The organism is Paenarthrobacter sp. NPDC057355, from assembly GCF_042667405.1.
In the GTDB taxonomy this organism is placed as follows: Bacteria; Actinomycetota; Actinomycetes; order Actinomycetales; family Micrococcaceae; genus Arthrobacter.
The window spans coordinates 108,842-123,754 of record NZ_JBHVAL010000007.1; the positions used below are offsets into that span (position 1 = coordinate 108,842).

At 63.4% G+C, this 14,913-nt stretch carries 13 protein-coding genes and 1 pseudogene; 4 read left to right on the forward strand and 10 right to left on the reverse strand.

Translation table 11 applies throughout. The features are described from left to right. Positions 1-94: 94 nt before the first annotated feature. Positions 95-1,669, reverse strand: coding sequence for a sigma-70 family RNA polymerase sigma factor (locus ACFUOZ_RS10460; RefSeq protein WP_377547635.1), 1,575 nt, complete (start codon positions 1,667-1,669; stop codon positions 95-97). A gap of 373 nt (positions 1,670-2,042) precedes the next feature. Between ACFUOZ_RS10460 and ACFUOZ_RS10465 the strand changes: the two genes are divergently transcribed. After that, positions 2,043-2,444 (forward strand): hypothetical protein, encoded by a 402-nt coding sequence (locus ACFUOZ_RS10465; protein ID WP_377547637.1) that lies wholly within the window; start codon positions 2,043-2,045, stop codon positions 2,442-2,444. On the opposite strand, the gene ACFUOZ_RS10470 is transcribed toward ACFUOZ_RS10465, so the two are convergent. The 4 genes from ACFUOZ_RS10470 to ACFUOZ_RS10485 all read right to left on the reverse strand — a co-directional run bounded on the left by ACFUOZ_RS10470 (position 2,441) and on the right by ACFUOZ_RS10485 (position 6,883). Next, complete coding sequence (locus ACFUOZ_RS10470; RefSeq protein WP_377547639.1) at positions 2,441-2,803, reverse strand: GNAT family N-acetyltransferase; 363 nt, start codon at positions 2,801-2,803, stop codon at positions 2,441-2,443. The genes ACFUOZ_RS10465 and ACFUOZ_RS10470 overlap by 4 nt on opposite strands. Next, complete coding sequence (locus tag ACFUOZ_RS10475; protein WP_377547641.1) at positions 2,800-4,143, reverse strand: acyltransferase; 1,344 nt, start codon at positions 4,141-4,143, stop codon at positions 2,800-2,802. The genes ACFUOZ_RS10470 and ACFUOZ_RS10475 overlap by 4 nt, the downstream gene beginning before the upstream one ends. A 119-nt stretch (positions 4,144-4,262) precedes the next feature. Continuing rightward, a complete protein-coding gene (locus ACFUOZ_RS10480) occupies positions 4,263-5,465 on the reverse strand; it encodes an amidohydrolase (RefSeq protein WP_377547643.1) in 1,203 nt (400 codons plus the stop codon). Continuing rightward, a complete protein-coding gene (locus ACFUOZ_RS10485) occupies positions 5,465-6,883 on the reverse strand; it encodes an MFS transporter (protein WP_377547645.1) in 1,419 nt (472 codons plus the stop codon). Before ACFUOZ_RS10485 ends, ACFUOZ_RS10480 begins: the two co-directional genes overlap by 1 nt. 139 nt (positions 6,884-7,022) lie before the next feature. On the opposite strand from ACFUOZ_RS10485, the gene ACFUOZ_RS10490 reads away from it, so the two are divergent. Together ACFUOZ_RS10490 and ACFUOZ_RS10495 are read left to right on the forward strand one after the other, a co-directional pair. Continuing rightward, positions 7,023-8,033: an Lrp/AsnC family transcriptional regulator gene (locus tag ACFUOZ_RS10490; RefSeq protein ID WP_377547647.1), complete on the forward strand. Its 1,011-nt coding sequence runs from the start codon at positions 7,023-7,025 to the stop codon at positions 8,031-8,033. A gap of 61 nt (positions 8,034-8,094) precedes the next feature. Continuing rightward, positions 8,095-8,513, forward strand: a pseudogene (locus tag ACFUOZ_RS10495) (VOC family protein). Positions 8,514-8,582: 69 nt separating this feature from the next. On the opposite strand, the gene ACFUOZ_RS10500 reads toward ACFUOZ_RS10495, so the two are convergent. The 5 genes from ACFUOZ_RS10500 to ACFUOZ_RS10520 all read right to left on the reverse strand — a co-directional run bounded on the left by ACFUOZ_RS10500 (position 8,583) and on the right by ACFUOZ_RS10520 (position 13,933). Further along, positions 8,583-8,969: a DUF1304 domain-containing protein gene (locus ACFUOZ_RS10500; RefSeq protein WP_377547649.1), complete on the reverse strand. Its 387-nt coding sequence runs from the start codon at positions 8,967-8,969 to the stop codon at positions 8,583-8,585. 39 nt (positions 8,970-9,008) lie between these two features. Then, positions 9,009-9,884, reverse strand: a complete 876-nt coding sequence (locus ACFUOZ_RS10505; protein WP_377547651.1) for a class II fructose-bisphosphate aldolase — start codon at positions 9,882-9,884, stop codon at positions 9,009-9,011. Continuing rightward, positions 9,884-11,350 carry a GntP family transporter gene (locus ACFUOZ_RS10510; RefSeq protein ID WP_377547653.1) on the reverse strand — a complete coding sequence of 489 codons (1,467 nt, stop codon included), beginning with the start codon at positions 11,348-11,350 and terminating at the stop codon, positions 9,884-9,886. The genes ACFUOZ_RS10505 and ACFUOZ_RS10510 overlap by 1 nt, the downstream gene beginning before the upstream one ends. A gap of 169 nt (positions 11,351-11,519) precedes the next feature. Continuing rightward, entirely contained in the window at positions 11,520-12,425 is a 906-nt protein-coding gene (locus tag ACFUOZ_RS10515) for an NAD(P)-dependent oxidoreductase (protein ID WP_144661674.1), read from the reverse strand. A gap of 17 nt (positions 12,426-12,442) precedes the next feature. Next, positions 12,443-13,933 carry a four-carbon acid sugar kinase family protein gene (locus ACFUOZ_RS10520; protein ID WP_377547656.1) on the reverse strand — a complete coding sequence of 497 codons (1,491 nt, stop codon included), beginning with the start codon at positions 13,931-13,933 and terminating at the stop codon, positions 12,443-12,445. Between the two features lie 129 nt (positions 13,934-14,062). Here ACFUOZ_RS10520 and ACFUOZ_RS10525 point away from each other — a divergent pair, with 129 nt between their 5' ends. Next, a complete protein-coding gene (locus ACFUOZ_RS10525; protein WP_377547658.1) occupies positions 14,063-14,863 on the forward strand; it encodes an alpha/beta fold hydrolase in 801 nt (266 codons plus the stop codon). The last annotated feature ends 50 nt before the right edge of the window (positions 14,864-14,913 follow it).

The following is a 14,913-nucleotide window of genomic DNA, read 5'->3' on the forward strand; positions in this document are numbered from 1 at the left end:
CAAGGCATAGACGAGTCCAACCACTTAGTGGGGGAAGTTCCCGATTCGTGACGCGAAATCGAGAAAAACTTTTGAGGCTTTAGGAAGAGAGCGCTTAGTGGAAAGTATTGATGAAGGTCTTGGGAACGATCCCCTGCCCGCTGAACTGGTACTCCAGCGTTCCACTCTCCGCGTCCCCGGGCAGGAACACAGTGAGGTGGAAAGCAAGCTGGTTTTGGTCCAGATCATCGGAGACGCAGCGGATTTGCTGCGCCTCGGAAGCGCTGCAATCCCAGCCCGCAGGCGCCACGTTTTTCCCCTCCACGAAAGCAGCGCCATCGGGCAAAGTGAAGATAGCTTCGCCCGATGCCGGCGAACCGTCACCATCCAGGGTGAACTGGATGTGCAATTCCCTCTCGAGGGGTTCCGAGCCCTTGCCTGCCGAGAACGTCGCCTCAACCGTGCGAGTCAGAGGTGCCGCTGCAGCGTCAGTCTGTGGCGCCGTCGTCGATGAGACAACACCGGGATCCACAACGACAGCGCTCCTTCGCAGCGGTTCTTCGGGCGGAATCACGACGGCGGGAGGTTGACTTACGGGGGCTGGTGGCGGTACCGGCGTGGCGCTTGGCAGGGGCGCCGCGCTTTCGACCGGCGCTGCAGGTGACGCTGGTTCCTTGACTGCTGGAACACTCACCGGAGCTTCCGCGATCGCGGCACCGGGCCCATCGTTCGGCTGCGGCAGCAACGTGAGGGCCCCAGCCACAGTCCCGACGCCGACCACAACTGCCGCCGCGAGTTTCCAGCTGATTCCGTGGAGGCCAAGAACCGCGGCCTTTCCCGAAGTTGCTGCGGCTCCGGCACCCGACCACCCCACGGAGGCGGCTGCCGCCGGGGTGAACACGACGCCCGCAACCAACGGAAAGAGGATGGCACGCATGCCGCCTTGGACGTCGTTCAGTTCCATCAGCAAAGCGGTGCACTTGGAACAGCCTGCCAAGTGGGCATCCACTTTTTCCCTGGACGTGCGTTTGAGGGCATCGCGCACGTACTTGCCGAGCTGGCCGGCGAACTCGTCACATGCCTCATCAACGCTTCGGCTGATGTGGTGCTGCAGATAAGCCTGGCGCAGTCCCTCCCTTGCACGGATGGCCAACGAGGACACACCATTCGGGGTAAGCCCAACCAACGGTGCTACGGCGGCCGGCTTCAACCCTTCGATGTCGAGGTGGAACAGCACGGCCTGGCATCGTTCCGGCAGGGACTTGAAGGCCTTGGCCATGATGCTCGACTCGAGGTCGCCCACCACGTGGTCGTCATCATGGACCACGGCGTCCAACACGGTGTCATCGGCGGCCGTCTGCGTGAGCCTGGCTTTTCTGTTGCGTTCATGCGCGGTACGCCGCACCACAGTCAGGAGGTAGGAGCGGAAGAACTCCCTGGGGCCCTTGCCGTCCTTCAGGGACTGGAAGATGGATGCAAAGGCCTCGGCCACAACGTCATCAGCGTCGCTGGGGTTGTCGGACTGCGCGCGGGCAACGTACTGGGCGATCTGCACGTGACGGGTGTAAAGGGTGTCGAAGGCCTCAGTGACGCCTTGTCGAACGAGGTCAAGGATCTGGGGATCGCTGGAGTTTCCGGCCGTCGACGTTGCGGGCGCCCCTCCGGCCCCGGCCACTAATACTTGATCCATAAACAGTAGTGTGTCATCAGATTGCGACTTGACTTGAATGTCAGGCTACTTAGGACTATAAGGGGCGAAAAATTTCGTCAAAATGGCGACACATAACCGGTTCACACGGCACTAACCACACATGAGGCTTCACAACCCGGGCTCCGAACCGATACTCACGCGCTTCAGGGGACGGTCCTCCTTGATCAGGGTGGTTCGCTGGACGCGTGCGGGAGACTCAATCCGCCCACGAGGTGCGGTAACACCTTCATCGCCCACCCGGCTCTACGGATGCCGCTCACTTTCGGGCCAATCGAAGTGCATCACGTTGATCCATGGTGCGGACAAGCCCACGGCCGTCCCCGGGGAGACCGTTATCTTCACGGCGTGGATCATGAATGAGTCCACATGCCATCTGCGTAACATTCGTCTTATTCCGAGGTCCTTCACCAACGAGGCCATGGAACCGCTCCTATACGACTCCAGTCCGAACCAACGCCACCTGTCAGTGGGCGCCCTGGCTCCGGGGGAAGGCGTGATGCGGAGTTTCTCCTATCGCGTCACAGAATCGGACCATATCCACGGGGGCAGCCTGATCAGTGCCATGCAGGTCAGGGCGTGGTGCCGCGGCCAGGAAGTCCTCGATGAACACGATGCCATGGTTGCGCTCACAGGGTCACGGCCGGACTTGCCGTCCCGTTCAACGCGTCGCGGCCTGGGGTTCTGGAGCTCCGCGATCGTCACGAACGTAGCGCCGCGTCGCAAACCACCTACGCCGAGCGCACGGGCCAGCTAGTTGTTGCCCGGTTCCGCTTCAACCGGAGGCTTCTCCTTGGGCCAGTCAACGTCCTGCTCGTACCCTTCGTGCCTCTTCAGGTAGCCGGCTATGAAGGGGCAGTGCGGAATGATGCGCTTCCCGGACGCCACGACGTCGTCCAAGGCGAAGTGCGCCAGGACGTTGGCCAGTCCTTGTCCCTTGAACTGCGGCTTTGTTTCGGTGTGGATGAAATCGATATGCCCGGGTTTGTCCATGAACTGCGAAATCACCGCCAACTCCCCGTCCACATGAAGCTCGTAGCGGTGGAATTTGTCGTTGCGCAGGGTGGTAACACCAGGGCGGAACGACTCGGCCAGTGAATCGGTATTCTCGGTCATGTTTCGAGGTTGGCACGTAAATCGTGCGCTGGCAACGTGAGGCGTGGAACCTCCGCGGCTGCCGCTTCACCAAGCGGCAGCACCGGCGTCGGAACCCTGCCCAGCAGCAGGACAGACAGGGCGAAGCAGGCCGCTCCCCCACCCAACAAGGCGAGAGTCAGCCCGTTCAAGGCTGCGTTCGTCACCGGGACAAAGACCACGACGGCGGCCGTCACCACTGCCACGCGCGCCGGGCCCCGGGCGTGGCTGGCTGCCATGGGACGATCCTCGAAACGGCCGAAGAGCCTCACCACCGGGACGAGCAGAACTACCACTGTCAGGAAGACGGGTATCCGGGCCCACCACCATTCCGCCGATCCCGCCGCGGCCTTGGGCAGATCTGTGAGCAACAACAGCCCGGACATGCCAACAAGGATTGGAAGGTGCCACAGATATACCGACATGGAGCGACGCCCTGCCACCGCAATCACCGCACGGATCCAACGGACTTCGCCGAGCCACCGCACGCCGGGGGCCAGGAGCTGCAGTACCGCCGTCTGGGAGATACCCAGCAGGACCAGGCACAGATTGGGTGGGTTGATATTCACCACCATGTTGCCCGGATAGATCCCCACTCCTGTGACGAGGCCCAGAAGCAGGTTGCTGGAGACCATGGCGGCCACCAGCCACGTGCGGCTGCGGTCCTCGAAAAAGCCGTCGGCTTTCATGAAGCCCAACTCCTGGACTGCGCACCACACAAAGATCATGTTGGTGAACGCCAGCAGTGGAAGGGTGCCACGGAGGGAATCGATGGTGATGACCGCACCCAGCAGTGACAGGAACGTCAGGAGCGGCGAACGTTCATGGAACCTGGCCATGACCGGGATGCTGAGCTGGGCAGTGAGGTACGCGGCCAGGAACCACAGCGGCATGGCGGCGCCGGTTGTCATCAGCTGGATAACTTGCGGGTGGACACCAAGCAGCAAAGCAATCCACAAGCCTCCCCACATGACAGCAAGCAAGGCCATGGCCGGGCGCACCAGGCGGAGAAGCCGCAGCTGCGCGAAATCGAATCCGTTCCCACCGCTTGCCTTCAGGCGCCGCCACGACTGGAGACCGGTGACGCCACCCAGGACAAAAAACAGGGGAACGATCATCAGCACCCACAACACGGGTGCAGACCACGCCTGCTCCATCAGCACGTTGCGCGTCTCGACCGTCCCATCCTTGTGGAGGACAGGACTCACCATCATGCAGTGGGCAGCCACCACCAGGAGCAGGCAGGTGAAGCGGACGAGGTCGATCGCCGGATCCCTGTGCACAGCCGCTGGGCTGACCGCAGCAGACGCCTCCCGCTCCATGGCTCTCCCTACCAGACGGGCCCCCGGGTTGGCTCCCCCCGGGCGTTGGCTCCCGTATGCTGACTCCATTGTCCGCCCGCTTGGGGAATCGGGCCAGAAGGCTGGCCGGGTCCTGCTCCTTACGGACGTGCCCGCAGCAGACGCTCCCTCTGCTCCGGATCCATCGCGGCGGAACCAGCGGCAGCTGCGAGCCCGAATGCAGCGTCGAGCACTGCCTGGTCCGCGCCCGCCGAGGCGCCGAAGGCCGCGAATTCCGCAGTGTGATGGGCCGCGCCCCGCACGTCGTAGCCCACCATGGGGTGGATGCTCGGCACGATGTGCGAAACGTTGCCCATGTCCGTCGAAGCCACCGGCTCAGCACTCCAGATTACGGTTCGGCCCTTTCCTGCCATGGCATCCCTGTAGGCCTCAGAGAGGAATGCATCCTGGCGCAACTCCGCGTAGTCGTTGCCGGAGGGTGTCACTTGGACAGTGCATCCGCTGGCGTGGGCGGCACCTTCAAGGCAACGCCTTACTTTGTCCTGGATAGTCCCTAGTGCGCGGACGTTGGGGGCGCGCATTTCGACATTTGCCCTGGCACGCTCCGGAATCACGTTAACGGCGCTCCCACCTTCGGTGACGATCAGCGAAACGATCGAGCCTGCGGGCAGTTGCTGACGAGCCAGGGCTACAGCCGTCTGGGCAATGACCAGCCCGTCCAGGGCATTAACGCCTTCCCAGGGAGCAGCGGCGGCGTGCGCCGGACGCCCCTCGAAAAGCACATCCCACATACCCATGGCCAACGACGATCCTCCTACGACATCGGTCGCTCCGGCATGCGCCATCATGGCCAGGGAAACGTCGTCGAAGAAGCCTCCATCGATCAAATCCACCTTGCCACCGGTGGTCTCCTCCGCGGGGGTTCCCAGCACCTTGACGGTAATCCCCACTTGCTCAGCCATGGCCGCGAGCGCCAGCGCTGCTCCCACGGCGCTGGCTGCGTTCACATTGTGCCCGCAGGCGTGGCCGATGGCGGGCAGGGCGTCGTATTCCACGCACAGTGCCACCACAAGCTCACCGGTTCCGAAACGTGCGCTGAACGCGGTGGGCTCCGAGGGCTGTTTTTTGTCCAGCGTGAACCCGGCTTTTCGGAGCACCTTTTGGACGCGTTTGACTGCCCGGATTTCCTGGCCGCCAAGTTCCGGATCTGCATGGATCGCATGGCTGAGGTTGAGTATTTCGGATTTCCAGCGTTGCACGTGGCTGTCCAGGGTGGCGGGGATGCCGTTTCCGGAATCAAGCACGACGGCGGCGCCATGGCTTGGGTTGTCGGGTCGCGGCATCAGGCGGTCACCTCGGTCGCTGCACGTTTGGGGTAGCTGGCACTGGCTGCGGCGGCCACCAAAGCCGCGACGGCCAAGGCTCCCCAGATGGAGAACAGCCCAGGCTCGGTGATGTGGCCGGATTCGGCGGAGGCAGAGGAGATCAGCTTCACCACGGCTGCCCCTACGGCAATGCCCACGGACAGGGCGAGTTCGTTCAAACCGGCCGCAGTGGATGTTTCTTCCAAGGGAACGCCTTCAACGGACAGTGAGCGCGTTCCCGCCTGATACATGCCCAGGCTCAGGTTGAACATGGCGAAGCCCAGGCAATAACCGGCAAAGGAGCTGTGGGCCATGAGCATGACCACGAAGCCGCAGGCCAGCAAGAGCCCGGCGAAGACCAAGGTGGCACGTTCGCCGAATAGTCGCAGCGCTTTGGCCGTCATGAGGGATGAGCCCAGTGACAGCACTGAGGCCAGTGCCAGGACTACAGCGATCATGAGTGGACTCAAGCCGAAGCCGTAGCCTGTCTTGTCCGGGTTGGAGTGCAGGAAGATCCCGTTGGTTCCGAAGTAGCTGATGGAGGCGAAGCCGAAGAAGAATGTAGCCATCGAGACTGCGCGGATGCGGGGTATGGCCAGCATGCGCAGGTCCATGAAGCGCTTGCCTTCCGCGGCGCTGGAGTCACGCTTGGCCCAGTACGCCAGCAGGCCAAGGCCCAGCAGTCCGGCGATCAGGGTCCGGGCGTCAAACCAACCCCATTCGGGGGCCATGGATAGGGCCACGACAAACCCAATGAGTCCCAGGGAGCATGCCAGCAGCGGCGCAAGGGCGATGCCTTCACGGGTGGGGATCCCGCCGTCGGGCAGCAGGTAGGAGCATGCGAAAGCTGCCGCCGCGAACGGGACCGCCACCCAGAAGCCCAGCGTTGGGTCTGTGACGCCGACGATCCCGGCGAGGAGGCCCCCGGCTCCCACCATGATCATGAGCATGCCGATCATCACGCTGACGCCGGTGCGGGTATGGGCGGGGCTGGTGACACGGAGGATGCCCATCATCAGCGGGATGAAGCCCACAACGCAAGTAAGCATGACGACGCCGAGCGTCACGGTCAACAGCGACGGCCAAAGTGCCATTTGCAGCACCCCGAGGGTGACCACTCCCGTGGACCAGCGCAGTACCAGCCGGTAGCCATAGCTGTCGCCCAGCCTCGAGATGATGGGGGTGAGGACGGCGAAACTGACATTGGAAATGAGGAAAATGCCGTTGATGGTGGGGTCGTCGATCTCAAAGACGGGACCCAGGGCGGGAAGGATCGGGTTGAGGTAGCCCTGCGTGACGCCGCTGAGAGATTCGATCAGTGCCATTGCCAGGATCATGCCTGCGATGGTCCGGCGGGTCATCGTTGACGACGCCGGGGGTGCTGTGTTGCTTGTCATGTAGTTCCTTGGGTTTGATGCGTGAGACTCTGCGGTTGAAGGGGCGGTGATGCGTGTCACAACGTTAGAACTGGCATCTACACTGGCTTTGGAAATATCCGAATCCCACCTAAGAGGGGCATTTATGAACGAATCAGCCATGATTTCCGAGTTAGACCTCGAAATCGTGAATGCCCTTCAAATCAACCCACGGGCGGAATGGAGCCGCGTTGCGGACGCGTTGGGCCTGTCCGGCCCCACTGTTGCCCGGCGATGGAGCGCGCTGGCCGAACAGGGCCAAGCCTGGATCACTCCTTCGCCCGGGCAGCGCTATCTTTCAGCCGGGTGGTCGGCTTTCATCCACTTGTCCTCCACCCCTGGCGAGAGCGAGGACCTTCTTGAACGGCTGTGTGCGGAGCCCGCGTTCGCCACGATTTCCTTGGTCACCGGCGCGCACGACATCTTCATGGACTGCTTCGCCTCCAGCCACGCGGAGTTGATGGACATCGTCACAGGGTCCTTTCCGCGGCTGCCCGGAATCACCCACCGCGAGGTAGTCTTCGTCACCAAGTTGTACAGGCAGGCCTCGGAATGGCGCAGCGGCACCCTGGAACCGGCCCGCGCGCGGCAGGTCTCGGCGGAACCCCTGCCGGAGCAACCTGGCTACTCCCCCGACCCCCTGGACGCGCAGTTGCTGGAGGAGTTGGCCAACGATGGCCGGGCCAGCTGGGCGGAGCTGGGTGCCGCCTGCGGCGTCTCACCCCAGACAGCACGACGACGGGTGGAGCGGTTCCTTGCGGCCGGCTACATTGCGCTGAGGTGCGATACATCGACGTCGGCCCAGCAGGGCCTGCGGGAAGTTACTTTGGTGCTCAACGTCCCGGCACACTTTGTTGACGACGTCGGCCGTTACTTCGCGGCATTGACGAATTGCCGCTTATGCGCGCAGGTCCTGGGTGCCCAGAACCTTCTGGTGACACTCTGGGTCCGCGACTATCTGGAAGTTCAGGCCTATGAACGCGAACTGGCGGAGCGGGCTCCGGGAAGTGCCGTCATCTCCAGGCAGGCGGTGGTACGGACCTACAAGAGGCTGGGTCACGTCCTGGACGGCTCAGGGCGGAGCATTCGAGTGGTGCCGCTTCCTCTCTGGAAGGAGAACGCCGTCCGATGATTGTTCACATAGACATGTTTGACACTGGACTGGCTGCTAAAACACCGGCAGGATCAGAGGCATGACTACGTCCATTTTCGTGAACCTGCCCGTCAGCGACCTCGAGGCCTCCAAGGCCTTCTACACAGCACTCGGCTACACCATCAACCCGAATTTCACGGACGAAACAGCGGCATGCGTGGTCTTCAGCGACACGATTTACACCATGCTGCTCACTCACGAAAAATTCAGCCAGTTCACCAAGCAGCCCATCGCCGACACCAGGAATACGACGGCGGCCATCGTCGCCATTTCGGCGGAAAGCCGTGGGCCGTGGATGAATTGGCCAACAAGGCCCTGGAATCGGGAGGCTCCGAAAGCTCCGCGACGCAGGACTACGGCTTCATGTACAGCCGCGCCTTCCGCGACCTCGACGGGCACCACTGGGAAGTCGTGTGGATGGACGCCGCCGCAGCCCAGGACGGCCCACCGGAGAACTAAGGACAACGCGGGGTCACTTATGGCCGATGTTGGAAGGAAACATGGGCCATAAGTGACCCCGCGTTGCTGTTAAAGGAGGGCGAGGATTCCAAGCACGACGGCGAGCAGCGGCGTTGTGCCTTGGATGGCCGCCGCGCGGAGGTACTTTTTACCACTGGCCGCCAAGACGAGAGCCGCCAGGAGCATGGACCCGCATGAACTGAAGACCAGGGTCCAGCCCACCTGTGGCGAACCGGCCCACACCGCGATGATGCCAACTAGGGCGCCGATGGCGAGGAACAGGTTGTAGAAGCCTTGGTTGTAGGCCAGCGATTTGGTCGTTTCGGCGTCAGCTTGGGAGGTGATGCTGAACGTTTTCCACGTCTTCGGCTTGGTCCAGGTGATGGACTCCATGGTGAAAATGTAAACGTGCAGCAGGGCCGCAACCAGGGCAAAAATCAGGGAGGCCAGGATCATGTTTTGATCCTAGCCTCCCCGTGTTCACGTGGTTGCGCGTCAGGCGCTGAGCAGCTCCAGCGTGGCGCCGGCAAAGGTCGCCGCGGAGGTGTTCCACCGCGCCAGCAATCCTTGCAGATTCTCGCCATCCGCCCGGTAGGCCGCCGTTTCGGACTCCAGCGTGGACAGGATGCCCGTCCGCAGTTCCGTGTTGAAGTTCACTTTGCCAACGTTCAGCGAAGACGCCTTGGCCAACTCCGTAGCGGGGATGCCCGAGGCACCGTGCAGCACCAGCGGCACCTCCGTGCGTGCAGCAATGTCCTGCAGCACATCCCAGCGGATATTGGGCTCGCCCTTGTACTTCCCGTGCACGTTCCCCACGGCGACGGCGAGCAACTGCGCGCCGGTGCGTTCAACGAAATCAGCCACCTGTGCCGGGTCCGTCAGGCCGGCAACGGCGGGACCGGCGTCGGACTCTTCCGCTGAGGTGCCGAAGGCTCTGTCCTCGTCACCGGCGAGGCCGCCGAGTTCCGCTTCAAGCACGACGTCGGCATGACCGGCCGCGTCCAGCGCGGCACGGACTTCGCGGACCAAGGCGATGTTGTCCGCGTAGGCAAGCGATGAGCCATCCGCCAACACAGCATCGGCACCCGCGGCCACGGAGGCAAGAATCACCGGCAGGTCCGAGGCGTGGTCCAGCTGGACCGAAACCGGGACAGTGGCGGAATCAGCCAGGCCGCGAAGCGCGGAAATGAGGCGCAGCCCGTTTTGAGTCGAAGCAGTCTTCGGAGCAACCAACAAGATCACACCAAGTCCGGTCTCCTCCGCTGCGGACACCACGGCCAAAGCGGTCGTGAAGTCGTAGCAGGTGAAAGCGGGAACGGCCGAGCCCGAAGCCAGCGCGGAGCTGACCAGATGGTCCAGGGAAGCTCGCATCAGTGGGCCAGGCCTCCCACCAGGATCCAGGCGACGTAAGTGAGGACGAAGCCGGCCAGGCCCAGGATGGTGGTGAGGACGGTCCAGGTCTTGAGGCCGTCGGAGACAGTGAGGCCGTAGTAGCGGATCACGGTCCAGAAGCCGGCGTCGGTCACGTGGGACAGGCCGAGTGATCCGAATCCGATGGCAATCACGATGACGGCGATCTGGGCCGGCGAGTAGCCGCCTTCCATGACCGCGGAGGTCAGCAGGCCTGTGGTGGTCACGATGGCGACGGTGGCAGAACCTTGGGCCGCGCGCAGTGCCAACGAGATGATGAAGCCGAGAACGATCACCGGAAGGCCCAGGCTGTCCAGGGTGTGGGACAAGGCAGCACCGATTCCTGAGGTGCGGAGTACTTCACCAAACACGCCACCGGCCGCGACCACCATCAGGATGGAAGCGATGGGAGGAAGGGCGCCCTCGAAGATCTCGCCGGTTTCCTTCAAGGACCAGTGGCGGCGGACAGCCAGCAGGAAGAAGGAAAGGGCCACTGCAACGAGCAGCGCGAAGAACGGGTTTCCAATGAAAGCGGCAACGCCGTACCAGTAGTTGTCCTTCGGCAGGGTCAATGTACCTACAGTGCCGAGGAGGATCTGGACGATCGGGGCGGCGATCAGGAACATGATGAGGCCTGGACGCGGCGGAGCGATGGCGCGGGCACCGGGGCCGTCGTGGCCAACATGGACCAGGGAATCGGAGCCGAACTCTTCAACCTGCTGCTTGACGCCGGGAAGCAGCTCGTAGTCCTTGCGGTTCATGATGCTGGCAACCCAGTAGGACAGGAAGCCGAGGGGGACACAGATAATCAGCGAAATCAGGGTGATGAGTCCAATGTCTGCACCGAAAACTCCGGCGCCGGCAACGATTCCCGGGTGCGGAGGGACAGCCACGTGGATGGACAGCATGATACCGGCCATGGGCAGGCCGAACTTAATGGGGTGGACCTTGGCGATCTTGGCGAAAGCGTAAACAATCGGCACGAGGACGATGACGCCGACCTCGAAGAACACCGGGATGGCGACCAGGAAGCCGACGGCGGTAAGCGCCACGGCAACCCGCTTGGCGCCTAGCTTCTCGGTAAAGTGCGTAGCCAACGACTGCACGCCGCCGGAGACTTCGATCATGCGGCCAAGGATGGCACCGAGTGCGATGAGCAAAGCAACCTTGCCCATGGTGCTGCCAACGCCGTTGGTGACCACGGTGAAGATGTCCTTGAGCGGGATCTGGGCTGCGACGCCCACCAGGATGCTGACGGCAAGCAGGGCAACAAATGCCTGGATTTTGAAGCGGATGATCAACACCAGCAACAGGGCGATGCCTGCGGCCGCGATGGTCAGGAGCAGCGGAGTGCCCAGCTCCACTGCGGGTTTGATGGCCGGCGCGTCAGCGGCACCAACCATCAACGAGTTGATGAGGGGATTCATTGGGGGTGTCTCCTTTGACGTACCAGTCTAAAGAAGACCGGTGGCAGGTGCGACGACGACGAAGGGGGACCGCCGTCGTCGCGGATTCTGGGGTGGGTGGAGTTTTTGTACAGCTAATGCCCTTTAGAGCGCCTCTTGAGAGCGTTATCTGTACAAAAACTCCAAGGGGTTAGGCGGTGCGCTTGGCGGGCGCTACTACCTTGATGACGGCGGAGTCGTCAGCGGCGGCGAGGCCTTGGGCCTGGCCAAGGAGGTAAAGCTGTTCTGCGGCAGCGGCAACGGGTGCGGCGAGTCCAGCCGCGCGGGTAGCCTTGCCCACGATTCCCATGTCCTTGACGAAGATGTCCAGGCGGCTGAGGACTTCGGCGCCTTCTTCGTCGTAGGCCTCGAGGATACGAGGACCGCGGTTGGAGAGCATGAAGGACCCGGCTGCTCCGGCTTCGAGGGCGGCCAGGGTCTTGGCTTGGTCCAGTCCAAGGGCATCGGCGAGCGCCAGGGCTTCAGCGGCGGCGGCGATGTGGACGCCGCACAGCAGCTGGTTGACGGTCTTGAGGGCCTGGCCGTCACCGGGCTTGTCCCCAACGATGGTCAGGGTGGAGGCGAGCAGTTCCAAGGCGGGACGGGCCTTTTCCAAGGCCTCCGGTTCGGCGCCCACGACGATCAGAAGGTCGCCTTCGCCCGCGCGCTTGGGGCCGCCGGACAGCGGGGCGTCAACCAGCGAGACGCCGTATTCGGCCAGCTTTGCGACCGTAGCCGGGATGGCTTCGGTGCCCACAGTGCTTCCGAGGATTACGACGGCGCCCGGCTTCAGGACGGGGGCCACGCCGTTCTCACCGAAGAGGACGTCATTGAGCTGCTCGCCGTTGCGGACGGCCAGAAGCAGTGCGTCCGCATCCTGGGAAGCCTCGCGGGCCGAAGCGAAGGTCTTGATGCCGGCTGCGGCGGCGAGATCGAGGCGCGCCTCGGCGATATCGAAGCCGTGGACGGTGACTTCGGACGCGAGCCGCGTGGCCATGGGCAGTCCCATGGCGCCCAGGCCGAGGACGGTGACGGTGTAGTTGCTGCTGGTGGTCATGGTGTTCTCCGTTGAATCTAGAAAGTGGCGCTGAGTTTGCGGGTGACCTGGGTCAGTGATTGGTCGTCGCCGACGTTGCCGGCAAAGACGATGTAGGGGATGCCCTTTGCGGGCCCGTCGACCGGTTCCCACAGCGAGACGATGCCCGGCAGCATGGGTCCGCGGACAATCCCGTGCCGGATTTCCAGGCCATGAGCTGCGACATCCGAGGATGTGATGCCGCCCTTGGCAATGACGAACCGTGGCGGGAAGGTCTTGAGCGTTCGGTTCACGACAGCGACGACGGCGGCGGAGACGGTGCGGGCGATCTTCAGGCTCGCTGCGGGGTCGTCGGTTTTGATGAGCAGGCGGCTGGTGTGGACGATGACGTCACCCTCGCGGAGAGCGTTCACGACGTCGGACACGACAGTTCCGATGTAGACCTCGGCTTCCGTCTCGCCGGCCAGAAGCTCCTCGACATCGATTTCGATGGTCCGGGCCGAGCTGTGCTGGGAGGTGAGGTCGTTGAGCTGGCGGGTGGTCACGCCAACGTGGGAGCCGACCACGATCAAGCCGCCGGCTGATGACGGTGTGTTGCCTGCAAAGGCTTCCTCTCCCGTCAGGGCCTCGCGGATGTCCTGGCCGATGCGGCCCCGGACGAATGGAGGACCCACGCGGTAAAGGAGCTTCTTGCCGCGGCGTTCTGCTTCTTCCAAGCCGAGGGCAAGGGCCCGGAAGTCATTTTCCGTGACGATGTCGGCCACGATCGGGGTGGAATCGGTGGCGGATTCGATGGCGTCGGCGATGGCCTTGGCGGAGATGTCGGGTTCGCCTGCTGCGGCACCGGCCCGAATGATGTTGAGGTCCAGGACGATGACGTCGCCTGCGGGGAAGCGTCCCTGCGACTTCTCTTCCACGTACAGGGCCAACTCGGAGTTGGCGAAGCCGAAGCTGGCATCCTTTGCGAACTCCGTTTCGGCCACCGGGGTGAGCGTACCGGCGTCGCCACGCATGTAGTGCACACCGCCAATAGTGACGCGACCGGCGTCGGGGAATGCCGGAACGATCACGACGCCGTCGGTGCTTTCGCCGGTTTCGGCGGCGACGGTGGCGGCGATGGTGTCCGGCTCCAGTGGGTAGTGGCCACGGAGGGTGGAATCGCTGCGGCTGACGAAACCTAAGCGCAGGCCATCCGCGGAAGCCGCGGCGGCGAGCGCGTTGCGGACGATTTCCTCGTTCCGCGCTGCGGCTTCTGCGGGGTCGAGGCTGCGCGTGTTGGTCAGAACGTAGACGGCGGGGTCGGTTTCGTTGTCCCGGATGTAGGTGAAGGCCCACGCGAAGTCGGCGACGTCCCAGCTGGTCAGGACTGCGAGATCGGCAACGGACTGCGTGCCCGTGGGGTCGTCGTCGAGGACCACCAGGATGCGGGGGCTGCTCGCCGAGGATGCGGCAACGGCGTCGGCCACGAGCTGGGCGGGAATCCGGACTTCCGCCGGGAAGGCGGCCAGTACGTCGGCTTCAAGGATCACTGTGCACTCCATCGTGGAAAATCTCTGCTGCGGTTTGTGAATGTCAGATGTCAGACATCTAACATTTGAATCAGTGTGACACACGCTATGCAGACCGCGCAAGGAGACCCCGGTCACTAGGCTGGAAGCATGGCAGAGAGCACGGTTCCGCGATTGTTCGTGCACATTCGCGAGCCACGCGTTTCCGCAGGGTCGCTGCCGGCGCTCCTCATCCACGGCTGGGCCTCCACCTCCGCGTATTGGGAACCTCTGGCGGAAAAGCTGCTCGACGCCGGGTCGCCGGTATGGATCCCGGACTTGCCCGGGTACCACCCGGGGGAGATTCTGCCGCCGGAGTTTCGATGGAGCCTGGATTCAGCGGCCGCATCCCTGGCGGCGGCGCTGGAGGCCACGGGTAGCAGGCCCGTCCATCTGGTGGGACACTCCCTGGGCGGCAGCGTAGCCCTGACTCTGGCTGCCAATCATCCGGAGCTGGCGGCAACGGTGACGCTGGTTGGCATGGTCCCGGCACCGCCCAACGAAAGCTTCCGGGCCATGCTGGAGTCGCAATGGAAGCAGGGCTTCATTGATCCCGAAACCAAGGAACGCTGCATGAAGGCTTGGTACGGCACCCTGTCCGAACGCGACAACAAGCTGCTCAGCCGCGGCTTTGACGTGCCGTTTGAGGTTCTGGGCCCCAGCGGCGAAGCGGCCATGACCGGCGTCGACCCTTCAATACCCGGGCGCGTCCACGCGCCGCTGCTGGTGCTGGCTGGAACGGAGGACCGCGTACGGTCGATGGACCAAATGTCCGCCTTTGTGGACGCCGCCCCAGGGAGGACCGTCAGGGCGATTCAAAACGCCGGGCACAGCGTCCACTGGGAGCAACCCCAACAATGCGCCGAGGCGTTGCGGGAGTTTTGGAGAACCAACGGGCCATCGCCAGCGTAAGATGTCTGACATCCATCCCGCCCCGGGCTACGAGGGCACATGATGGGCGG